The organism is Streptomyces sp. CB02261 (assembly GCF_001905665.1).
Taxonomy (GTDB): Bacteria; Actinomycetota; Actinomycetes; order Streptomycetales; family Streptomycetaceae; genus Streptomyces.
The window spans coordinates 99,913-122,303 of record NZ_LIVX01000009.1 but is presented as its reverse complement, the minus strand read 5'-3'; the positions used below and the strand labels follow the sequence as shown (position 1 = coordinate 122,303).

Below are 22,391 nucleotides of genomic sequence, written 5' to 3'. Positions count from 1 at the left end.
GAGCCATATGGGGAAGCTGGGGCGGCGAAACGTGGCTTCGGTGTGTCGGAATCATGGTGCACCTGTCATGGGGTCGTGACACTTCGTGACCGCCGGATCGGGCCGGTTCGGGCTCTTGTGGCAGCGCATAGGCTGTGCGGCATCAGTCAGCAGCAGCCAGCGGCTGCGGGTAGTAGCAGGCAGCGACGCCAGTGCAGGGGGCAACCGCCATGACGACAGGTCGGCTCGGGCAGGACACCGCGCCACCGAACGCGGCCTACGCCGGGCAGGTCGTGCACTTCCCGGACCCGGTCCGCGCCTCCCGTCACCCGAGAGGGGTACGGGTGGACGAGTACGGTCACCCGGATTTCTCGCCGTACGCGCGCGCGGCGGCGGAGATCGCCGACCCGCCGGAGGGTTTCGGGGTCGACGAGCTGCGGCTCACGGACTACGTGTCGGCGAACGCGGCGATGGCGGCGACCGGTCATGAGCTGTGGGACACGATTCCGGCGGTGGCGACGCCGCACGGGTGGACGTGGCACCACGTGGCGCGCAGTCGCCGGATGGAGCTGGTGCCGGTCGAGGTGAAGGCCCTGCTGCGGCATCACGGCGGGGTGGCGACGGCGGCCGTGGACCACCTGAAGCGGGGGACGCGTCCGCTGCAGGAGACCCGGCCGGCGCACTTCGGGCTGCCGAAGGGTCTGGTGTCGGTGTCGGAGCAGCAGCTGCAGGGTGTCGAGGAGGACCTCGGCTACCGGCTGCCCGGTGCGTACCGCTCGTTCCTGAAGGCCGCGGGCGGCTGCGCCCCGGTGGGTGCGGCGCTCGACGCGGAGCTGGGGCTCCTGGTCGACCAGCCGTTCTTCACGGTGCGGGAGGAGGCGGGGGTCAACGACCTCGTCTACGTCAACAAGTGTCTCCGGGACCATCTGACGAAGGACTATCTGGGCGTTGCGTTCGTCCAGGGCGGTCTGATCGCGTTGAAGGTGCGGGGTGAGGCGGTCGGTTCGGTGTGGTTCTGCGCGTACGACGACGCGCGGGACTCCGGCGAGGTGGCGGCGGGCTGGTCGGTGGCGGAGCGGGTGGAGCGTCTGCTGCTGCCCTGCGGTGCGGACTTCGACGCGTTTCTGCAGCGGCTGGCGGGCAATCCGCCGGAGCTGGAGACGGTGGCGAACCTGATGGTGGACGGTGGCTTCGCGCGTGCGGTGCCCGTGGTCCCGGTGGGGGAGTGAGTGGGCTGTGGTGACGTTCGCGCAGGCGCAGGAGCGCGCCGAGGAGTGGATCAACGGCGAGCTGCCGTCGTACCAGCACCGTGAGGTGCGGGTCCGGGAGTTCGAGCTGGGTTTCGTGGTGTGGGCGGAGGACCGCGAGGGCGGTCCGACGTCGGACGGTGGGCGTCAGCGCCTGGTGATCGCCCGGGACAGCGGTGAGGCGACGCTGTGGCCGGGGCTGCCGGTGGGTGAGGTGATCCGGCGGTACGAGGAGGAGTACGGGGCGGCGGAGGAGATTCCGGCCCAGGCGGCCGTGCCGGCGGCCCGGATCGATCTGAACCAGACGTCGTTCCTGCTGAGTCCGCCGGAGTGGTTGCAGGACGCGGCGGACCGGATCGGGTTGCCGAAGCAGCCGAACGCGTCGCAGGAGAGCGGGAGTTTCTCGGCGTCGACGGACGACGCGTCGGAGCCGGTGGGTTCGGCGGGGCCGTCGGCTTCGGTGGCGTCGTCGGGCTTCCCCTCGTCGGGGTCGTCGGCGCTGTCGGTGGCGGGTGCGGATGCGGGTGCGGGTGTGGGTGCGGGGGCTTCGTCGCCGTCGTCCACGCCCTCTGCGTCCGTGTCCACGCCCTCTGCGCCCGCGCCGTCTTCGGTCACGCCTGCGCCGTCCTCGGCCACGCCCTCGCCGTCGCCGTCGCCGTCGCCGTCGCCGTCGCCGTCGTCGGCTTCGGCTTCGGCGGAGGGCGTCGCGTACGAGCCGACGGCGATGGACGGTGTCCCGGCCGAGACGCCCGCCGTCCCGCCGGTCGCGCCTCCGCGTCCGGCCGCTTCCGTGGGCGGTCCGTGGGTCGACGCCAACGCGAGCGCCGGTGGTGCGGACGGGGCGGTGCCGCTGCCCGCGACCGTCTTCGCGCCGCCGCTGTCGGGGACGGACGACGAGGACGCCCCGTCGCCGCAGGTGGGTGCCGACGCGCCGACCGCCCTGATGAAGGGGGGCAGCGCGCTGCCTCCGACCGCCGTGGCGCCCCGGCTCGACCCGGCCGCGCCGCCGCCGGCCGGTGTGACGGCGGCGCCTCCCGGTCCTCCCGGTCCGGGCCCTTCGCCGCTGCCGCCGCAGGCTGGTCCGGCCGGTCAGGGTGGTCCGGGAGTGCCGCCGCCCGCGCCGTCCGCGCCGGGTGCCGGGGACATCGCGGACGCCGCGACCAGCAAGGCCGCGCTGCCGCCGAAGGCCGGGCGTGGCCCTGCGACGCCTCCGCCGCCGCCGGGAGCCCCCGGGGTGCCGGGAGCCTCGTCGGGCGCCGGTGCCTACATCCCCACGCAGCTGGTGTCGCAGCTCGGCCCCGACGGGGTCCAGCCGCCCGGGCCGCCGGCCCGGCCGGGGGCTCCCGGTCCGCCGCCCGCTCCGGCGCCGCCGGGTCCGCCGACGCCGCCGCAGCCGGTGCACCACGCCGCGACGATGCTGGCGCACCCGGGTCAGAGCGGTCCGGGCGCGCCTCCGCCGCCCCCGCCGCCGCCGGGTGTGCCCGGCACGCCCGCGGGCGGGGTGGCGCATGCCGCGACGATGCTGGCCCACCCGGGTCCTGGCGGGCCTTCGGCGCCGCAGCCTCCGGGGCCGCCGGCTCCGCCGCCGCCGGTGCACGGAGGACATACGCCGCCGCCCGCGCACGGGGGGCAGACGCCGCCGCCCGCGCCCGTGCCGCCGGCGTACGGCTATCCGCAGCCGTCGGGGCAGCCGACGGTCGGCCCCGGCTACCAGGCGGTGCTGCGCTACCGCGCGCCCGACGGTTCCGAGGCGCAGATCATCCGGCGTTCGGCGCCGGGCACCCCGCATCCGGAGTGGCAGATCCTGCACGAGCTGCGGGCGATGAACGTGCCGCCGCAGCAGGTGCTCGAACTGCACACGGAGCTGGAGTCCTGTGAGCTGCCGGGCGGTTACTGCGCGCGGATGATCCGGGAGACCTGGCCGCAGGCGCGGATCACCAGCATCGCCCCGTACGGCCGTGATCACACGGGCCGGCAGCAGGGCATGCGGCAACTCCTGACCCATCAGGGTGAGTTGCACCAGGTCGCGGACGGTCCGGCGCGGCCCGCGCCGGTGCGGGCGCCGCTGCCGCAGGTGCAGCCCGCGCCGCCGGTGCCGCCGGAGGCGATCGCGCAGGAGCTGGCCGGGGCGTTCGGTCCCGGTGTGCTCCGCTTCGACCAGCGCGCGGTGTCCCGTCAGGGGGTGCCGGAGCTGGTGGCGCGGACGCTGGTGTGGGCGGGTCTGCCGGCGGACTTCGGGCCGTTCTTCTGGGCGCAGCCGGCGGTGCCGGTGGTGCCGACGCTGGCCGAGCTGGCGGCGCAGCGGCAGGTCCAGGCCGCGCCGGACGCCAGTTCGTACCTGGTGCTCGGTTCGGACTTCGGGCGGGCGCTGTGTGTCCAGTACGGGACCGCGCACATCGTGGCGGTGCCGGTGGAGGCCGGTCCGGGCGGGCAGGTGGTGCCGCCGCAGTTCGTGAACACGGGGCTGCCCGAGTTCACCCGCTCGATGGCGCTGCTCGGCCGGATGTGGCGGCTGAGGTTCGGGCTGAACCCGGAGCAGGCGGGCCGCTGGACGGTCGACTTCCAGGCGCAGCTGGCGATGCTGGACCCTGCGGCGCTGTCGTCCCCGGAGAACTGGTGGTCGGTGCTGCTCGAGCAGATGTGGGACGGCTTGCTGTAGGGGCTGACGGGGCAGCCTCCTGTAGGGGCGGCTGAACGGATGTGATGAAGGGCGCTCGACGTGTGTGCACGTTGGGCGCCTTTTGTCCGTTCTGATGGCGCATCCTGGACGTTCGGGTCACGCGGAAGGGGTGTCAGGGATGAGTTTCGCCGTCGGACGGGGGCGCGGTTACCGCCCCGAGCAGGTCGACCGCCACCTGGCCGCACTGTCCGAGGACCGTGACGGGGCCTGGGAGCGGGCCGCGCGGCTCACGGTCCTGGAGAAGGAGATGGAGGCGGAGCTCGCCCGGCTGCGCGCGGTCGTCGAGGCGCTTCCGCCGCAGCGGTACGAGTCCCTGAGCGACCGGGCGCGGAAGATCCTGGAGCTCGCCGAGCTGGAGGACGAGACGCTCGTACGTGAGGCCGAGGCGGAGGCGCAGTCCCTGGCGGAGGCGGCGGAGACGGCGGGCCGTGAGGCGGCGGAGGCGGCGCGGGCGTACGCGGAGGGTGTCCGGGCGGCGGCCGACGCGGAGGCCCGCGCGACGCTGGAGGCGGCGCGGAAGCGGGCCGAGGAGCTGACGACGGAGGCGGACCGCGAGGCGGCGGAGCTGCGGGGCGCGGCCCGGGAGGTCTTCGAGGCGACGGAGCGGCGCGCGGCGGAGCTCCTGGCGGACCAGCACGCGGAGCAGACCGCCGTACGGGAGGAGGCCGAGCGCGCGGCGGAGGGCGAGGCGACGGCCCTGGACGCCCGGCACGCGGAGCTGCTCGCCGCCGCGGAGGGCCGGCTCGCGGAGGCCCGGAGGTTCCTGGCGAAGACGGAGGAGGAGGCCCGGCACGGCCAGGAGGACGCGGAGGCCCGCGCGGGCGAGATGTTCGCGGCGGCGCGGCTGACGGCGGAGCGGATCGAGCGCGAGACGGAACGGGTCCTGCGGGAGCACGAGGAGGCGCGGGACGACATCCACGCGCACATGGAGCACATCCGCGCGGCGCTGGCGGCGCTGACGGGGAGGGCGACGGAACCGACGGTGCCGGGCCCCGCGGAGCCGGGTGGTCGCGCGGAGCCCGGCGGCCGCGCGGAGCCGGGTCGCCGCTCGGAACCCGGGCGCGAGACGGACGCGGACGCGCGGCCGCAACCGGACCCCGACGGGGACGCGCGCGCGGACGAGGACAGCTGAACCATCGCCGGGCGGCGCCGCCGGCGATCTCGTCGCCCGCGACACCTCCGGCGTGCTGTGGCTGCACCTCGGCAAGGGCAACGGGACCTTTGCCCCGCGCACCCGCGTCGGCGGCGGCTGGAACATGTTCGGCCAGCTCGTCGGAGCCGGTGACGTGGACGGCGACGGCCGCCCCGACCTGATCGGCTACGGCGCCGAGAGCACGTACCTCTACCGCGCGACCGGCGGCTGGGAGACGTCCTTCACGCGGGTGACCACGCAGCTCTACGACGGCCCGGGCGAGGGCCCCGCCTACTCCAGCCTCGCCTGACCGATCCGGCGGCCCCGGGGGATCACCCCGTAATCCCCCCCGCCACCTCCCAGGCGGCCCAGGCCGCCGGGGAGGACCGCCCGCCCGCTCGGGAATTCCCGCGACGGCGAGAAGGGCCGGTCCTAGGCTCTCGGCCATGCGGATGACACTCACGGCCGTGAACCTGGACTGCCCCGACCCGCTCGCGCTGGCCGGTTTCTACGCGAAGGCCACCGGGCTGCCCCTGCACGAGCGCTCCGACGAGGGCTTCGCGGGGCTTGTGGGGGCGGACGGTCTGGTCATCGGCTTCCGACGGGTCGAGGACCACCGCCCGTCGACCTGGCCGGCGTCCGGCACACCCCAGCAACTCCACCTCGACTTCGACGTCGACGACCTCGACGAGGCCGTGGAGCGCCTCAGGGAATGGGGCGCCACGATCCCGCCGGACCAGCCCCGCCCGGACCTGTGGCGGGTGGTCCTCGACCCGGCGGGCCACCCGTTCTGCGTATCGCCCCGGCAGCGGCGGGGCGTGTAGCGGCAGCCGCCGGAAGGCGGGCGCCGTCCGTCCGATAGCCTCCCGTCTCCCAGGGGAGGGAACACCTACTTGAATCACGCACGTACGAGCGGCCGGCGTCTCGCCGCCGCCGCCGTCACCGTCGTCCTCGCCGCCACCGGCGGCACGCTCACCGCGCTCCCGGCCACGGCGGCCGCGCCGGCGGCCACGCAGCAGGAGCAGCAGACCGCCACCGTGCCGTTCCCGCGCGACGCGGACGTGGTCGGCGCGGGCCCGAGCGGCTTCCTGTCGAAGACCCGTGGCAGCAAGCCCGAGGTCCGCTGGACCTGGTACGCCGACGGTTCCTCGGCGGTCCTGCCCGGAGCCGTCGCCGCCGACGCGTCCTCGGACCTCGTCGTCACCGGTGACCGCACCTACCTGTCGGAGAGCCGCGTCGTGCAGCTCCACGACATGTCGACGCCCGCCTCGGCGGCGGCCGCCCCGATCGTCGTGGACCTCGACCGGCTCGGCCCCGGATACAGCTTCGCCGGCGTCTTCGGCTCCCGGCTCGCCGTTCTCGTGCCGACCGACGAGGACAGCCACCGAACGGGCCTCCTCGCCTTCGAGAACGGCAAGCTGTTCGAGCGTCCGATCACCGGGCTGCCCGAGGACTGCTACCCCAGCATCCACGGCGGCCACACCGCCGACGCGGCGGTCTTCGACTGCTGGGACCGTGACGACATACCGTTCACCAAGGCGGTCGTCGACCTCACCACGGCGACGACCGTGTTCTCGCAGGCGCAGGATGCCGGCGGCCCGGCCCAGTGGCAGAACGCGATCTCCGACACCCACGCGGTGTGGCGGGAGCACGACGGGACCACCGACTGGTTCGGAGTCCACCGGCGCGGCACGTCCGAGCGGAAGCTGATCAAGGCGAGCGGCAGCTCGTACGACGCGCTCCACCTCGTCGGCGGCTGGATCGCCCAGGGCCAGCAGGTGCACATCGAGGCCACCGTCAACCCCAACGGCTGGTCCGAACTCCAGTCGCGGCCCTTCACCGCCGAGTCCGTCGAGACGGGTGAGAAGGCCCAGCTCCTCACCGCCCACTCGTCCGCCGTCCCCGGCCCCGGCGGCAGCCTCCTGGTGCGCGGCGGCACCCCCGAGCAGGGGGAGGGTCTCTACCGCATCTCGCCGCGCGACGACGGCGGCCGACCGGACGTCGAACTGGTCGCGTCCACCCGGCAGTCGACGGTCGTCACCCTCCTCGGCTCCGCCGCCCCGAAGACGCTCACCGGCGACCAGGTCGCGCGCGGTGTGCCCCTCAGCTGGGACCTGTCGCGGGCCGACAGCAACGTGACCCTGACCCTGACCCATGTGCGCAGCGGGGCGTCCTTCGACTTCAGGTGGCATAACCCGTACGGTCTCACCGCCGGGACGCCGCGCCGATTCGCCTGGCGCTGGGACGGCAGGGACCTGGAGAGCCCGTACGGCCTGTCGGGCCCCGCCCGTGCCGGCGAGTACGAGTGGCAGATCGTCGCCGTGCCGGACGAGGGGATCGGTCCCCGGCTGGTCACCACCGGGCGGTTCACCGTGACCCGGCCCGCCGCGCCCCACGACTTCGACGGCGACGGCTCCGCCGACCTCTTCACCCGGGTGCCCGGCGGCGACCTGTGGTCGTACCGGTCGCAGCCCGTCGCGGTGGGCGGTTCGATCCGGCACGCGGGCCAGACGCGGATCGGCGCCGGGTGGCAGGTCTACGACCGGCTCGAAACCGCCGGGAACATCGCGGGCACGTCCGCGCCCGACGTCCTCGCCCGCGACCGCTCCGGCGCCCTGTGGCTCCACCGTGGCACCGGCGACCGGGGCACGCCCTTCTCCGGCCGGACCCTGGTCAGTGCCGGCTGGCAGGTGTACGACCGGATCGCCGCCGGCGGCGACGTCACCGGCGAAGGCCGGCCCGATCTGGTCGCCACCGACAAGGCCGGAGTCCTCTGGCTGCACCCGGGCACCGGAAACGCCACCACGCCCTTCGCCGCCCGCAAGCGCCTCGGTGGCGGCTGGGGCGTCTACAACGAGGTCGTCGCCGTCGGGAACATCGCCGGAGGCCCCGCCGGTGACCTCCTCGCCCGCGACAGGGCCGGTGTCCTCTGGTCCCACCTCGGCAAGGGTGACGGTACGTTCGCCCCCCGCACCCGCGTGGGCGGCGGCTGGGGCGGCTTCACCGACCTCGTCGGCGTCGGGGACGCCAACGGCGACGGGCGCGCCGACCTCATCGCCTCGGCCGGCGGAGCCACGTTCTACGCCGGTACGGGCGACTGGAAGGCGCCCTTGAAGGCCGGCCTGAGGACCGACGTCACCAACGGAGTGCCGTACGACGCCGCCTTCTGACCCGTTCCCTCAGTCGAGCGCGCACTCCGCCCACACCGTCTTCCCCGGCGCCCGGAGCCTCGGGCACCACCCCCATCGGTCGGCCAGTGCCTCGACGAGCAGCAACCCCCGGCCCCCGTCCGTCAGTTCCGGACCGGGGCCGGGGAGCCGGCCGGGCCTCGGCGGTACGCGCTCGGCCCGGGTGTCGCTCACCTCGATCCGCGCGACCGGCCGGGGCCCGTCCGTGACCCGCAGCAGCAGACGGAAGTCCCGCCCCGGCACGTGCCCGTGCCGCACCGCGTTCGCCGCCAGCTCGGCGGCCACCAGGACCACGGTCTCGTGCGCCCCCGTCCCGTACGGGACACCCCACTCGTCCAGCCGCACGCCGACGAGGCGCCGCGCGAGCCGCGCACCCCGCGTGGTGGACGTGAAACGCAGGGCGAAGATCCGGCCACCCAAGTAAGGCGAGATGGAGCTGAGTTGGTCGGTGCCCGTGGGGCTCTGGTTGTTGCTCGTCATGCCTCCCAAGGTCCTCTTGGTGGCGTAGCGTGACCAGTGGTGACGCACCGACGCGACCGCCTTGTACGCGGTGCGTCGGTGCACGTACGAGAGGCGGGGTGCGATGGCGGAGGAACAGGCGGGTGCGGCGCCGGAGACAGGGCCCGAGGCGGACGCGGGCCAGACGGCGGACAAGTCCGGCCAGGGCGTGGTGGCGGCGTTCGGACAGAGCCTGAAGACGCTGCGGACGCGGGCGGGGATGGAGCGGGAGGAGTTCGGCAAGCGGCTTGGCTACTCGGCGTCCACCATCGCCTCGTTCGAGCAGGGCCGGAGGATCCCGCCCCCGCGCGCGATCGACCGGTCGGACGAGGTGCTGGACGCGGGCGGGCTGCTGCGGGTGTGGAAGGACCAGCTGGAGAAGGCGCAGTATCCGGCGTTCTTCCAGGGGATGGCCGAGCTGGAGAAGCAGGCCATAGAGCTGCTGATGTACGACACGATGGTGGTCAACGGTCTGCTCCAGACCGAGGAGTACATGAGGGGTCTCCTCGCCATGAGGCGCCCGCCGCTGGACCAGGAAACGATCGAGCAGCGAGTGACGGCCCGACTGGCACGGCAGGTCATCTTCGACCGGCGCCCCGCGCCTCTGCTGAGCTTCGTCATGGATGAGTCGGTACTTCGCCACCGGTACGGGGGGAAGTCGGTCCTTCGCGGGCAGCTGGAGCACCTGCTCCTGGTCGGCCAGCGACGGAACGTCGAGCTCCAGGTCATGCCGACCGACTGCGAGGACAACGCGGGTGTGAACGGCCCGTTCACGGTCGTCACGCGGAAGGACGGCAAGAAGTTCCTCTACGTCGAGGCGCAGAACACCAGCTCCATGGCAACCGACCCGGAACAGACCGTCCTTGCCGCCGCGCGCTATGGGATTATCCGGTCACAGGCTCTCACCCCGCGAGAGTCGCTGGCGTTCATCGAGAAGTTGCTGGGAGAGCTATGAACAACGCTGAGCCCCTCGCCTGGTTCAAGAGCAGCTACAGCGGAACCGAGGGCGGCCAGTGCATCGAGGTCGCGGCCGACGCGCGAGCCGTGCACATCCGTGACTCCAAGGACGTGGCCCGTCCGGCCCTCCGGGTCTCGCGTGACGCGTGGGCGGGGTTCGTCGGGCTCGCCTCGGCGGAGTAGTACAGCCGGCCCCTGTACGCCGAAGAGCCCTGCCCGTCCGTGTCGGACCGGCAGGGCTCTGTCGTCACTCCGTGGCGCGGCGGACGTCCCTGACGAACACCAGGCCGTCGCTGTCCGCCAGATGGGCCGGGTCGAAGGCGGCGTAGCCGAACCACGGGGAGACCCGGGGCGTCAGCCGTGTGCTGTCGAGGGTGGCTGCCAGGCGCCGGGCGTCGACGACGCTGCGGTCGTCCGGGAGCGCGTACAGCAGTCCTTCGAGGGTGTCCGGCGGCGGCGCGTCCACTCCCTGGTGCCGGATCGTGCCGAGGACGGTGCTGAGGAAGGCGTACTCCTCGCCGAGTTCGGCGCTCACCAGCGCCCCGGCGCCCCACCACTCCACGGGCCCCTCCCACAACCGCATCGAGCTCTTCTCCCGCTGGAGATGGGAGTTGTGGGCGTGGACGAGGGCCGGGCCCCGGGCGGCGACGGCCAGGAGGTTGCGGGCCATCATCGCGTCCCGTACCGCGCACAGCCGGGTCATGCGGGCGGGGGAGGGGTCGGCCATCGCGTGGTGGTAGCGGAGCAGGCCGAGGGCGGTGGCGCCGTACAGGCGGGCCCTGTCGTGGTCGTCCCGTGAGGTCGTGGCGAGCAGGTGCGGGGTCTGCGCGTCGAGCAGGGCCACGAGTTCGTCGGCGAGCAGCCGCAGCTCCCCGGCCTCGGGCGACCGTCCGAAGGACCGGGACGGGTCCATCATCGCGGCCGGTTCGGTCCAGCGGTCGTCGGCGCCGAGGAGGTCGTCGAGGGTTTCCCCGGTGCAGGGGAGGAGTGCCTCGTCGACCCGGGCGGCGAGGTGGTCGTGGAGTGCGGTGAGGGCCCGGCGAGGGCTCTCGGCGGCGGTGATCTCCAGCGGGCCGTCGATGCCCGCGAAGCGCAGCCGGTCGGGCGCGGGCCGGTCCTCGTTGAAGGCGCGCATCCAGCGTACGAGGGCGCGGTTGGCCTCGGAGGCGCCCCAGTCGTGGCTGAATCCGTGCTCCATGACCTCGTCGAGTGTTCCGGTACCCGAGGTGACGTGGTCGTCCACGATCAGGGCTCGCACACAGCAGCTCTCGATCGCGATCGTGCGGTAGCCCTCCTCTTCGACGAGCTGCCGGAAGAGGTCGTTGCGCAGGTCCAGCAGCTCGTCCTCGCCGTGGGTGGGCTCGCCGAGGGCGAGGAGCCGGGGCCGGGCCGGGAGTACGCGCATGACGGCGGCGGCGTCGACGGGGTGGGTGGTCTCCTTGATGTCAGTGGCCATGCCTTCAACGGTATCGTTGAACCTTCGGTGGAGACTTTTCCTCGATGCGGGGGGCTCGGTGGGGCGTAACCTTCAAACGGCGGGTCGGCTGCGGCCGGTCGATCTGGCGCGGGGGCACGGTCTGTCCACGCAGGCCGTCCGGAACTACGAGGAGGCCGGCATCCTTCCGGCCGCCGACCGCACCCCGGCCGGATACCGCGCCTACACCACGCTGCACGCGCGTGCGTTGGACGCGTTCCTGGCGCTCGTGCCCGGCCACGGGCATCAGACGGCGACGGCGATCATGCGGGCTGTGAACCGGGGCGCGCTCGACGAGGCGTTCCGTGCCCTCGACGAGAGCCATGCCCAACTCCTCGACGACCGGCGGACCCTGGAGGCCGTGGAGAGCGCCCTCCGCGACCTGGAGCCCGCCGCGCCGCCCGAGTCCGGTGAGACGTTCGTGGGGCCGCTGGCGGAGCAGCTCGGCATCCGGCCCGCGACGCTGCGGAAGTGGGAACGCGCCGGGCTCGTGCGCCCCCGCCGCGACCCCCGGACCGGGTACCGCGTGTACGGCGAGGCCGACGTGCGGGACGCCCGACTGGTCCACCAGCTCCGGCGGGGCGGCTACCTCCTCGGTCAGATCGCGCCGTTGATCGCGCAGGTACGGGCGGCCGGCGGGCTCGCACCCCTGGAGGCCGCGCTGGGCGACTGGCACGGGCGGCTCTCCGCGCGGGGGAGGGCGATGCTGACCGGCGCCGCGGAACTGGAGGCGTACCTTCGCGAGCGCGGCTGAGTCCCTCCGTATCCGGTGCGTCGGCTCCGTCGGCGTCGGCGGGCGGTCCGGGCGGCCGGGCGGTCCCGGCGGTCCGGGGGGTCCGGGGGGTCCGGGCGGCCGGGCGGTCCGGGCGGTCCGGGCGGTCCGGGCGGCCGGGCGGTCCGGGGGGTCCGGGCGGCCCCGGTCCTCACTCCGGGCCGCGGCGGTCCCCCTCGTCCAGGACCGGGAAGCGGCGGGGGGCCAGCGTCAGGAGGGCCAGGAGGGCGAGTGCGGCGGCCGCCGCCGCGCCCAGGTACACGTAGTCCACCGCCGCGTCGACGGCCCGCCGCAGGTGGTCCGTGGCCTCGGCGGTGAGGGAGCCGGGATCGTCCAGGGAGCGGGCCAGGGCGTCCAGGTCGCCGGTGCCGCCGAGGCGGGCGGCGAGGACGCCGTTGGCGACGGCGCCGAACAGGGCCGCGCCGAGGCTCTGCCCGACCTGGCGGCAGAAGAGGACCGAGGCGGTGGTCGTGCCGCGTTCCTCGTACGGGACGGTCGACTGCACGCCGACGATCAGGGGCAGTTGGAAGAGGCCCAGCGCGCCGCCGAGCAGCAGCATCAGGAGGGCGGGCTGCCAGGGTTCCCCGGGGAACGGCAGGAAGGGGAACGCGAGCAGCAGGACCAGCGCGAGCGAGATGCCGAGGACGGCGGTGAGCCGGAAGCCGATGCGGGTGTAGACCCGGTTGGAGAGCGCGGCCGTGATGGGCCAGCTGAGGGTCCACGCCGAGAGGACGAACCCGGCGGCGATCGGCCCGAGGCCCAGGACGGACTGGGCGTACGTGGGCAGGAAGACGGTCGGGGCGACCATGAGCAGGCCGAGGGCGCCGAGGGAGAGGTTGACGGCGGCGATGGTCCGGCGGCGCCAGACCCAGCCGGGGATGATCGGTTCGGCCGCGCGCCGCTCGATGACGACGGTCAGGGCGCCGAGGGCGGCGGCCCCGCCGAGGAGGCCGAGGGACGGGGCGGAGAGCCAGGGCCAGGCGACGCCGCCCTGGACGAGCGCGGTGAGCAGCAGCGCGCCGGTGGCGAAGATCGCGAGGGCCCCGGCCCAGTCGATCCGCACGCGCGCGCGTGGCTCGGCCCGCTTCAGCACCGGTCCGCCCGCTCGGGTGCGGGCCTGTTCCCCGCGTGCCTGTTCCCCCCGTGCCCCTTCCCCGCCGGCCTGTTCCCCGCCTGCCTGTTCTCTGCGGGCCGGTTCCACGAGGTGACGGTGGATCAGCCAGAGGGCGAGCAGGCCGACGGGCAGGTTGATCAGGAAGATCCAGCGCCAGTCGGCGTATCCGGCGAGGAGGCCGCCGGCGGCCGGTCCCGCGACCGAGGAGGCGGCCCAGACGGAGGACAGCCTCGCCTGGATCCTGGGACGTTCCTTCAGCGGGTAGAGGTCGGCGGCGATGGTCTGGACGGTGCCCTGGAGGGCCCCGCCGCCGAGGCCCTGGACGACCCGGAAGGCGATCAGGGAGGCCATGTCCCAGGCGGCGGCGCACAGCAGGGAGCCGACGAGGAAGAGGACGGTCCCGGCGATGAGGACCGGCTTGCGGCCGAAGGTGTCGCTGAGCTTCCCGTACACGGGCAGGGTGACCGTCACGGCGAGCAGGTAGCCGGAGAACAGCCAGGAGAAGACGGAGAGTCCGCCGAGGTCGCCGACGATCTGGGGGACGGCGGTGGACACGATCGTGCCGTCGAGGGCGGCGAGACCCATGGCCAGCATGAGCGCGAGGACGACGGGACGGCGGCGTGAGGCCTGTCCTGCGTCGGGGGCGGTGGACGCGGTGGGCCCGGCCGTTCCGGCTGGTGTCGGGGAGGACTCGGTCACCGCGCAGTTCCTTTCTTCGTACACCTAAATGGCCGCGGACAGAGTCTCATCCGTACCAGGGGTGGAGGAACCCCTAGGGGCCTCTCCCCCATACGGGCCAGGGGCCGTTCGTACCGGCGGAGGAGGAGAACGGGGGGTCGGGCGTTCTTAACTTGACCTTACAAACCCACCCACTGCTCCTAGGAGAGAACCGTGACCACGGCTGTGACCATCCCCAAGCACGGGGGTACGGGAGGAAGTACGGCCGTCGTCGCGCGGGCGCGTCAGGTCGTCAAGGCGTACGGCTCCGGGGAGACCCGGGTCGTCGCGCTGGACTCCGTCGACGTCGACATCGCCCGCGGACAGTTCACCGCGATCATGGGCCCCTCGGGGTCCGGCAAGTCGACCCTGATGCACTGCCTCGCCGGGCTCGACACCGTCACCAGCGGCGAGATCCACCTCGACGACACCGAGATCACCCGGCTCAAGGACAAGAAGCTCACCCAGCTCCGCCGGGACCGGATCGGCTTCATCTTCCAGGCGTTCAACCTGCTGCCCACCCTGAACGCCATCGAGAACATCACGCTCCCCATGGACATCGCGGGCCGCAAGCCGGACGCCGAGTGGCTGCGCCGGGTCGTCGACACCGTCGGCCTCTCCGACCGGCTGAAGCACCGCCCGAACCAGCTCTCCGGCGGCCAGCAGCAGCGCGTCGCCGTCGCCCGCGCGCTCGCCGCCCGGCCCGAGATCATCTTCGGCGACGAGCCGACCGGAAACCTGGACTCGCGGGCCGGCGCCGAGGTGCTCGGCTTCCTCCGCACCTCCGTCGACGAACTGGGCCAGACCATCGTCATGGTCACCCACGACCCGGTCGCCGCCTCCTACGCCGACCGCGTGCTCTACCTCGCCGACGGGCGGATCGTGGACGAGATGGAGCGGCCCACCGCCGACGCCGTCCTCGACCGCATGAAGGACTTCGACGCGCGCGGGCGGACGTCATGAGCGTCCTCAAGTCCTCCCTGCGCAACTTCTTCGCCCACAAGGGCCGGATGGCGCTCTCCGCCGTCGCCGTCCTCCTCTCCGTCGCCTTCGTCTCCGGGACGCTCGTCTTCACGGACACGATGAACACGACGTTCGACAAGCTCTTCGCGTCGACCGCCTCCGACGTCACCCTCAGCGCGAAGAACGACGACAAGGGCGACGAGAGCCCGGACAGCGGGCGCCCCGACGCCTTCCCCGCCTCCGTCGTCGAGGAGGTCCGCGGGGCCGAAGGCGTCCAGGCCGCCCAGGGCGCCGTCGCCTCCACCAGCGTCACCGTCGTCGACGCGCGGAACAGGAACGTCGGGCCCACCAGCGGCGCCCCGACCATCGCCGTCAACTGGAGCCCGAACGAGCTGCGTTCGGTGGAGATCGTCTCCGGCCACGAGCCGCGCGGCCCCACCGACGTGGTCGTCGACGGCGCCACCGCCGAGAAGCACGGCCTCAAGCTCGGCGACGAACTGCGGACGATCTCCGTCACCGGTGACTTCACCGCGAAGATCTCCGGCATCGTCGACTTCAAGGTCACCAACCCCGGCGCCACCGTCGTCTACTTCGACACCCCCACCGCGCAGCGTGAAATCCTGGGCAAGGAAGGCCTGTTCACCCAGGTAGCCGCCGACGCGAAGCCCGGTGTCAGCGACGACACCCTCAAGGCGAACATCGCCGCCGCCGTCGGCGACGGCTACCAGCTCCAGACCGCCGCCGAGGCCGCCGACGCCGGCCGCGAGGACGTCGCCGGCTTCCTCGACGTCATGAAGTACGCGATGCTCGGCTTCGCCGGAATCGCCTTCCTCGTCGGCATCTTCCTCATCGTCAACACCTTCTCCATGCTGGTCGCCCAGCGCACCCGCGAGATCGGCCTCATGCGGGCCATCGGATCGAGCCGCCGGCAGGTCAACCGCTCCGTCCTCGTCGAAGCGGTGCTGCTCGGCGTCGTCGGCTCGGTCGCCGGGGTCGCGGCGGGCGTCGGGCTCGCCGTCGGACTCATGGAACTCATGTCCTCCATGGGCATGGAGCTCTCCACCCGCGACCTCACCGTGAAGTGGACGACCCCCGCCGTCGGCCTCGCCCTCGGCATCGTCGTCACCGTCCTCGCCGCCTACATCCCGGCCCGCCGCGCCGGGAAGATCTCCCCGATGGCCGCGCTCCGCGACGCGGGCACCCCCGCCGACGGCAGCGCAGGCCGCGTACGGGGCGGGATCGGCCTCGCCCTCACCGCCGCCGGAGCGGCCGCCCTCGTGGCGGCGACCCGCGCCGACGAGGCCGGACCCGGGTCCCTCTGGCTCGGCCTCGGCGTCGTCCTCACCCTCCTCGGGTTCATCGTCGTCGGCCCGCTCCTCGCCGGCGGAGTCGTCCGCGCCCTGGGCGCCGTCGTCCTGCGGATCTTCGGCCCCGTCGGCCGGATGGCGGAGCGGAACGCGCTGCGCAACCCACGCCGCACCGGCGCCACCGCCGCCGCCCTCATGATCGGCCTCGCCCTGGTCGCCTGCCTGTCCGTCGTCGGCTCCTCGATGGTCGCCTCGGCCACCGAGGAACTCGACCGGTCCGTCGGCGCCGACTACATCGTGCAGAACGCCACCGGACAGCCGATCGTCCCGCAGGCGCAGACCGCCGTGGAGAAGACCCCGGGCCTCGACCACGTCACCCGGTACATCTGGGTCGACGCCACGATCACCGGCCCCGACGGCAAGCCCTACGAGCACGGCCTCGCCGCCACCGACCCGACGTACCCGCGGGACCTGCGCCGGGAGACCACCGCAGGGCGCCTCGCGGACGCCTACGGCCCCGGCGCCATGTCCGTCGGCAGCGACTACGCCACCGAACACGGCGTCAAGGTCGGCGACACCCTCACCGTCGCCTTCAAGCGCGGCGCGACGGCGAAGCTGAAGGTCGTGGCGATCACCTCCGACGCCGCCAACGTCGACAAGGGCGCGATGTACACGAACATCGCGACCGCCGCCCGGCACGTCCCCGCCGACCGCATGCCGCAGACCGGGTTCCTCCTCGCCTCCGCGAAGGACGGCCAGGAGACGCGGACGTACCAGGCGCTCAAGGACGCCCTCGCGCCCTACCCGCAGTACAAGGTCAGCAACCAGGCCGACTACAAGGAGGAGCTGAAGGACCAGGTCGGACAGCTGCTCAACATCGTGTACGGGCTCCTCGCCCTGGCGATCGTCGTCGCCGTCCTCGGCGTCGTGAACACCCTCGCCCTCTCGGTCGTCGAGCGGACCCGCGAGATCGGCCTCATGCGGGCCATCGGCCTCTCCCGCCGCCAGCTGCGCCGCATGATCCGCCTGGAGTCGGTGGTCATCGCGCTCTTCGGCGCCCTGCTCGGCCTCGGCCTGGGCATGGGCTGGGGCACGGCCGCCCAGAAGCTCCTGGCCCTGGAGGGGCTCGGGGTCCTGGAGATCCCGTGGCCGACGATCCTGACGGTGTTCGTGGGGTCGGCGTTCGTGGGGCTGTTCGCGGCGCTGGTCCCGGCGTTCCGTGCGGGCCGGATGAACGTCCTGAACGCGATCGCGAGCGACTAGCGGCGCGGCCGCTTCGAGTGCCGCCCCCCACGGGGGGCGGCACTCCGTCGCGTCCGGCGCGGGCGGGTTCGGGGGCGGGTGTCGGTCGGGCGTCGTAGGCTGGGGGTGCCCGGGCCCCGCGCGTCCGGGAGCACCCCGGCCCGTATGACGTGTCGGGCTGTTCGCGTTGCCCGCCCCCGTCGTACGAACCCGGGATGGAAGTCCATGAGCCTGCACGGCCTGCTTGATGTCGTCGTCAAGGATGCTGCCCTCGCCGAGGCGGTGAAGGCCGCCGCCGACGGCAACCGTCCGCACGTGGACCTGGTCGGGCCGGCCGCCGCACGGCCCTTCGCCATCGCCGCGCTCGCCCGGGACTCGGGGCGCCCGGTGCTCGCGGTGACGGCGACCGGCCGGGAGGCCGAGGACCTCGCCGCCGCGCTGCGGTCGCTGCTCGACCCGGACCGGGTCGTCGAGTACCCCTCCTGGGAGACCCTGCCGCACGAGCGCCTCTCGCCCCGCTCCGACACCGTCGGCCGACGCCTCGCCGTGCTGCGCCGCCTCGCCCACCCGAGGGACGACGACCCGGCCGCGGGCCCCGTCGACGTGGTCGTCGCGCCCATCCGCTCCGTACTCCAGCCGCAGGTCAAGGGCCTCGGGGACCTGGAGCCGGTGAGCCTGCGCAGCGGGCAGACGGCGGACCTGAACGACATCGTGGAGGGCCTTGCGGCGGCGGCGTACTCCCGGGTGGAGCTGGTCGAGAAGCGCGGCGAGTTCGCCGTGCGCGGCGGCATCCTGGACGTCTTCCCGCCGACCGAGGAGCACCCGCTCCGGATCGAGTTCTGGGGCGACGACGTCGAGGAGATCCGTTACTTCAAGGTCGCCGACCAGCGGTCCCTGGAGGTCGCGGAGCACGGGCTGTGGGCGCCGCCCTGCCGCGAGCTGCTCCTGACGGCGGACGTACGGGAGCGGGCGCGGGTGCTCGCCGAGGAGCACCCCGAGCTGGGCGAGCTGCTCGACAAGATCGCCGAGGGCATCGCGGTCGAGGGCATGGAGTCCCTGGCGCCGGTCCTGGTCGACGACATGGAGCTGCTGCTCGACGTCCTGCCCAAGGGGTCCATGGCCGTCGTCTGCGACCCGGAGCGGGTGCGGACGCGGGCCTCGGACCTGGTCGCCACCAGCCAGGAGTTCCTCCAGGCCTCGTGGGCGGCGACCGCCGGCGGCGGCGTCGCCCCGATCGACGTCGGCGCGGCCTCGCTGTGGGGGATCGCGGACGTACGGGACCGGGCGCGCGAACTGGGCATGGCGTGGTGGTCGGTGTCGCCGTTCGCGGCGGACGCCGGTGACGCCGACGGGGACACCCTGACGCTCGGCATGCACGCCCCGGAGTCGTACCGGGGCGACACCGCGCGGGCGCTCGCCGACACCAAGGGGTGGCTGGCCGACGGCTGGCGCACGGTGTACGTGACGGAGGCCCACGGTCCGGCGGCGCGTACGGTCGAGGTCCTGGGCGGCGAGGGCATCGCGGCCCGGCTCGCCGGGGACCTGACGGAGATCGCCCCGGCCGTCGTCCACGTGGCCTGCGGCTCCATCGACTACGGCTTCGTGGACGCGGCGCTCAAGCTGGCCGTCCTCACCGAGACCGACCTGTCCGGCCAGAAGGCGGCCGGCAAGGACGGCCAGCGGATGCCGGCGAAGCGCCGGAAGACGATCGACCCGCTGACCCTTGAGGTCGGGGACTACATCGTGCACGAGCAGCACGGTGTCGGCCGGTACGTGGAGATGGTCCAGCGGACCGTGCAGGGCGCGACCCGCGAGTACCTCCTGGTGGAGTACGCCCCCGCGAAGCGCGGCCAGCCCGGCGACCGGCTGTACATCCCGACGGACCAGCTGGAGCAGGTCACCAAGTACGTGGGCGGCGAGGCGCCGACCCTGCACCGGCTCGGCGGCGCGGACTGGACGAAGACGAAGGCGCGCGCGAAGAAGGCGGTCAAGGAGATCGCGGCCGACCTGATCAAGCTGTACAGCGCCCGGATGGCGGCGCCGGGTCACGCCTTCGGTCCCGACACCCCGTGGCAGCGGGAGCTGGAGGACGCCTTCCCGTACGCGGAGACCCCCGACCAGCTGTCCACCATCGCCGAGGTGAAGGAGGACATGGAGAAGACGGTCCCGATGGACCGGCTGATCTGCGGCGACGTCGGGTACGGCAAGACGGAGATCGCGGTGCGGGCGGCCTTCAAGGCGGTCCAGGACGGCAAGCAGGTCGCGGTGCTCGTCCCGACGACGCTGCTCGTGCAGCAGCACTTCGGCACGTTCGGCGAGCGTTACTCGCAGTTCCCGGTGAAGGTCCGGGCCCTGTCCCGCTTCCAGACGGAGACCGAGTCCAAGGCGACCCTGGAGGGGCTGCGGGACGGTTCGGTCGACATCGTCATCGGCACCCACCGTCTCTTCTCGTCCGAGACGAAGTTCAAGGACCTGGGTCTGGTCATCGTCGACGAGGAGCAGCGCTTCGGCGTGGAGCACAAGGAGCAGCTGAAGAAGCTCCGCGCCAACGTCGACGTCCTCACCATGTCGGCGACCCCGATCCCCCGAACCCTGGAGATGGCGGTGACCGGCATCCGTGAGATGTCGACGATCACCACCCCGCCGGAGGAGCGGCACCCGGTCCTCACCTTCGTGGGCCCGTACGAGGAGAAGCAGATCGGCGCCGCGATCCGGCGTGAACTGCTGCGCGAGGGCCAGGTCTTCTACATCCACAACCGGGTCGACTCGATCGACCGGGCGGCGGCCAGGCTGCGGGAGATCGTGCCCGAGGCGCGGATCGCGACCGCGCACGGCCAGATGTCGGAGTCGGCCCTCGAACAGGTCGTGGTCGACTTCTGGGAGAAGAAGTTCGACGTCCTCGTCTCCACGACGATCGTGGAGTCCGGCATCGACATCTCGAACGCCAACACCCTGATCGTGGAGCGCGGCGACAACTTCGGTCTGTCGCAGCTGCACCAGCTGCGCGGCCGGGTCGGCCGTGGCCGGGAGCGGGGGTACGCCTACTTCCTGTACCCGCCGGAGAAGCCGCTGACGGAGACCGCGCACGAGCGGCTCGCGACGATCGCCCAGCACACGGAGATGGGCGCGGGCATGTACGTGGCGATGAAGGACCTGGAGATCCGGGGCGCGGGCAATCTGCTCGGCGGCGAGCAGTCCGGTCACATCGCGGGCGTCGGTTTCGACCTGTACGTGCGGATGGTCGGCGAGGCGGTCGCGGACTACCGGGCGCAGATGGAGGGCGGCGCGGAGGAGGAGGCCCCGCTGGAGGTGAAGATCGAGCTTCCGGTGGACGCCCACATGCCGCACGACTACGCGCCGGGGGAGCGGCTGCGGCTCCAGGCGTACCGTTCGATCGCCTCGGCGAACTCGGAGGAGGACATCAGGGCCGTACGGGAGGAGCTCACCGACCGCTACGGCAAGCTGCCGGAGCCCGTGGAGAACCTGCTCCTGGTGGCGGGCCTGCGCATGCTGGCCCGTGCGTGCGGGGTGGGCGAGATCGTCCTCCAGGGCCCCAACATCCGCTTCGCGCCGGTGGAGTTGCGCGAGTCGCAGGAGCTGCGTCTGAAGCGGCTCCACCCGCGCACGGTGATCAAGCCGGCGGTCCACCAGATCCTGGTCCCGCGCCCGACGACGGGCAAGATCGGCGGCAAGCCGGTGGTGGGCCGCGAACTCCTCGCGTGGACGGGCGAGTTCCTGACGACGATCCTCGGGTCCTGAGGCCGTCCCCGGCCGGTTCGACGGAACCGGCCGGGGGACGGGCGGTCACAGCTCGTCGAGGTCCAGGGCCTTGGCCATCGCCGTGTACCCGGCGTCGTTCGGGTGGAGGCCGTCGCCCGAGTCGTACGCGGGGAGGATGCGGTCCGGGTCGGCCGGGTCCGCCACCGCGCGGTCGAAGTCGACGACCGCGTCGTACGCGCCCGAGGTGCGGACCCAGTCGTTGAAGGCGTCCCGCTTGACCTCGTTGGCCGGGGTGTCGTAGAAGGAGCCCTTGACCGGGGTGAGGGTCGCGCCGATGACCTTGAGGCCCTTGGCGTGGGCCTCGCGGATCAGGGTGCGGTGGCCCGCGATCAGCTGCTCGACGGAGACGTCGGGGGTGGCGGCGGCGGGGAAGTCCACGGTGCTGCCGCCGATGTCGTTGATGCCTTCGAGGACGACGACGGTCCGCACGCCGGGTTCGGTGAGGACGTCCTGCCGGAAGCGGGTCAGGGCCTTCTCGCCCGCCCAGGTGGTGTCGTTGACGACCTGGTTGCCGGCGATGCCGTGGTTGAGGACGGCGCGGGGGCGGCCGGCGGCGGCCAGGCGTTCGGCGAGCTCGTCGGGGTAGCGGTGGTCGGTGTCCTGGGTGGAGCCGACGCCGTCGGTGATGGAGTCGCCGAAGGTGACGACACCGTTCCGCCGTGCGGTGTCGCGGCCGCCGGTGACCTCGACGCCCGAGAGGAAGTACCAGGAGGCGCTGGACTCGGTGAAGGCGCCGCCGGTCACGTCGGCGCGGTGGTCGCCGGTGGCGCGGTAACTGGTGGCCGAGGAGAAGTGGTGGAAGGTGGCGGGGCCCGTCTCGCCGGCCAGGTAGAGGGTGACGGTCACCGATCCGAAGGCCTCGACGGGGAGGTTGGCGGGGTCGCTGAGGAGGGTGCCGCCGGCCGGGATCGTGACGGCGGGGCGGCCGTCGAAGCGGAGGTGGCGCAGGGAGCCGGGGCGGATCGCACCGGCTTCTCCGGAGCGGGCGACGGTGGCTCCCGTGATCCGCAGCGGGGTGGAGCCGTAACGGTTCGTCAGCTCGATCCGGGCCCGGGTGCCGCCGGTGGTGACGCGGACGACCTGGCGGACGGTGTGGTTGTCGAAGCCCTGCTGCGACCAGTTGGGGCCGAGGGGCGCGGTCGGCGACTGCGGCGAGGCGGCCCAGGCGGCCCGCCAGGCGGGGCCGTGGTGCCCGGTCTCGGCGAGGGCGGTCGGTGCTAAGGCGAGGGCGGCGGTGGTGACGAGGGCGAGGGCGGCGCGGCGCAGGGTGTTCGTAGATTGCATGCTTGCGTCAATTACGGGCTGACGCCTGCTATTCCCGGACGTCGGGCCGGGTGCCGC

15 protein-coding genes and 1 pseudogene are annotated in these 22,391 nt (G+C 73.3%); 12 read left to right on the top strand and 4 right to left on the bottom strand.

What is annotated here, in order from left to right; all coding sequences use genetic code 11:
• Positions 1–209: 209 nt before the first annotated feature.
• The 6 genes and pseudogenes from AMK29_RS27320 to AMK29_RS27295 all read left to right on the top strand — a co-directional run bounded on the left by AMK29_RS27320 (position 210) and on the right by AMK29_RS27295 (position 8,208).
• Positions 210–1,208, top strand: coding sequence for an SMI1/KNR4 family protein (locus AMK29_RS27320; RefSeq protein WP_073818079.1), 999 nt, complete (start codon positions 210–212; stop codon positions 1,206–1,208).
• Between the two features lie 7 nt (positions 1,209–1,215).
• A complete protein-coding gene (locus AMK29_RS27315; RefSeq protein ID WP_073818078.1) occupies positions 1,216–3,885 on the top strand; it encodes an SUKH-4 family immunity protein in 2,670 nt (889 codons plus the stop codon).
• A 139-nt stretch (positions 3,886–4,024) separates the two neighbouring features.
• Positions 4,025–5,038 carry a cellulose-binding protein gene (locus AMK29_RS27310; protein WP_241845728.1) on the top strand — a complete coding sequence of 338 codons (1,014 nt, stop codon included), beginning with the start codon at positions 4,025–4,027 and terminating at the stop codon, positions 5,036–5,038.
• Positions 5,039–5,075: 37 nt separating this feature from the next.
• Positions 5,076–5,348 (top strand): annotated as a pseudogene (locus AMK29_RS35345) (FG-GAP repeat domain-containing protein); the annotation flags it as partial.
• A gap of 136 nt (positions 5,349–5,484) precedes the next feature.
• On the top strand, positions 5,485–5,862 hold the full coding sequence (locus tag AMK29_RS27300) for a VOC family protein (protein WP_073818074.1): 378 nt from the start codon (positions 5,485–5,487) through the stop codon (positions 5,860–5,862).
• Positions 5,863–5,931: 69 nt separating this feature from the next.
• The gene (locus AMK29_RS27295) at positions 5,932–8,208 is read left to right on the top strand and encodes an FG-GAP repeat domain-containing protein (protein WP_073818073.1); all 2,277 of its coding nucleotides are present in this window, start codon (positions 5,932–5,934) and stop codon (positions 8,206–8,208) included.
• Positions 8,209–8,217: 9 nt separating this feature from the next.
• Here the strand turns inward: AMK29_RS27295 and AMK29_RS27290 are convergent, their stop codons facing one another.
• Positions 8,218–8,706: an ATP-binding protein gene (locus AMK29_RS27290; protein WP_198942346.1), complete on the bottom strand. Its 489-nt coding sequence runs from the start codon at positions 8,704–8,706 to the stop codon at positions 8,218–8,220.
• 103 nt (positions 8,707–8,809) lie between these two features.
• Here AMK29_RS27290 and AMK29_RS27285 point away from each other — a divergent pair, with 103 nt between their 5' ends.
• Both AMK29_RS27285 and AMK29_RS27280 read left to right on the top strand, forming a co-directional pair.
• Positions 8,810–9,679 (top strand): helix-turn-helix domain-containing protein, encoded by an 870-nt coding sequence (locus AMK29_RS27285; protein WP_073818395.1) that lies wholly within the window; start codon positions 8,810–8,812, stop codon positions 9,677–9,679.
• Positions 9,676–9,864 (top strand): DUF397 domain-containing protein, encoded by a 189-nt coding sequence (locus AMK29_RS27280; RefSeq protein ID WP_073818071.1) that lies wholly within the window; start codon positions 9,676–9,678, stop codon positions 9,862–9,864. The genes AMK29_RS27285 and AMK29_RS27280 overlap by 4 nt, the downstream gene beginning before the upstream one ends.
• A 64-nt stretch (positions 9,865–9,928) precedes the next feature.
• Here the strand turns inward: AMK29_RS27280 and AMK29_RS27275 are convergent, their stop codons facing one another.
• Positions 9,929–11,137: an erythromycin esterase family protein gene (locus AMK29_RS27275; RefSeq protein ID WP_073818069.1), complete on the bottom strand. Its 1,209-nt coding sequence runs from the start codon at positions 11,135–11,137 to the stop codon at positions 9,929–9,931.
• Between the two features lie 58 nt (positions 11,138–11,195).
• Between AMK29_RS27275 and AMK29_RS27270 the strand changes: the two genes are divergently transcribed.
• Positions 11,196–11,909, top strand: coding sequence for a TioE family transcriptional regulator (locus AMK29_RS27270; protein WP_073818068.1), 714 nt, complete (start codon positions 11,196–11,198; stop codon positions 11,907–11,909).
• A gap of 169 nt (positions 11,910–12,078) precedes the next feature.
• Here the strand turns inward: AMK29_RS27270 and AMK29_RS27265 are convergent, their stop codons facing one another.
• Positions 12,079–13,740, bottom strand: a complete 1,662-nt coding sequence (locus AMK29_RS27265) for an MFS transporter (protein ID WP_073818066.1) — start codon at positions 13,738–13,740, stop codon at positions 12,079–12,081.
• Positions 13,741–13,932: 192 nt separating this feature from the next.
• Here AMK29_RS27265 and AMK29_RS27260 point away from each other — a divergent pair, with 192 nt between their 5' ends.
• The 3 genes from AMK29_RS27260 to mfd all read left to right on the top strand — a co-directional run bounded on the left by AMK29_RS27260 (position 13,933) and on the right by mfd (position 21,029).
• Complete coding sequence (locus AMK29_RS27260; protein ID WP_073818064.1) at positions 13,933–14,721, top strand: ABC transporter ATP-binding protein; 789 nt, start codon at positions 13,933–13,935, stop codon at positions 14,719–14,721.
• Positions 14,718–17,291 (top strand): ABC transporter permease, encoded by a 2,574-nt coding sequence (locus tag AMK29_RS27255; protein WP_073818063.1) that lies wholly within the window; start codon positions 14,718–14,720, stop codon positions 17,289–17,291. The genes AMK29_RS27260 and AMK29_RS27255 overlap by 4 nt, the downstream gene beginning before the upstream one ends.
• A 204-nt stretch (positions 17,292–17,495) precedes the next feature.
• Positions 17,496–21,029, top strand: coding sequence for a transcription-repair coupling factor (mfd, locus tag AMK29_RS27250; protein ID WP_073818061.1), 3,534 nt, complete (start codon positions 17,496–17,498; stop codon positions 21,027–21,029).
• A 45-nt stretch (positions 21,030–21,074) separates the two neighbouring features.
• On the opposite strand, the gene AMK29_RS27245 is transcribed toward mfd, so the two are convergent.
• Positions 21,075–22,334, bottom strand: coding sequence for an SGNH/GDSL hydrolase family protein (locus AMK29_RS27245; protein WP_073818060.1), 1,260 nt, complete (start codon positions 22,332–22,334; stop codon positions 21,075–21,077).
• Between the last annotated feature and the right edge of the window lie 57 nt (positions 22,335–22,391).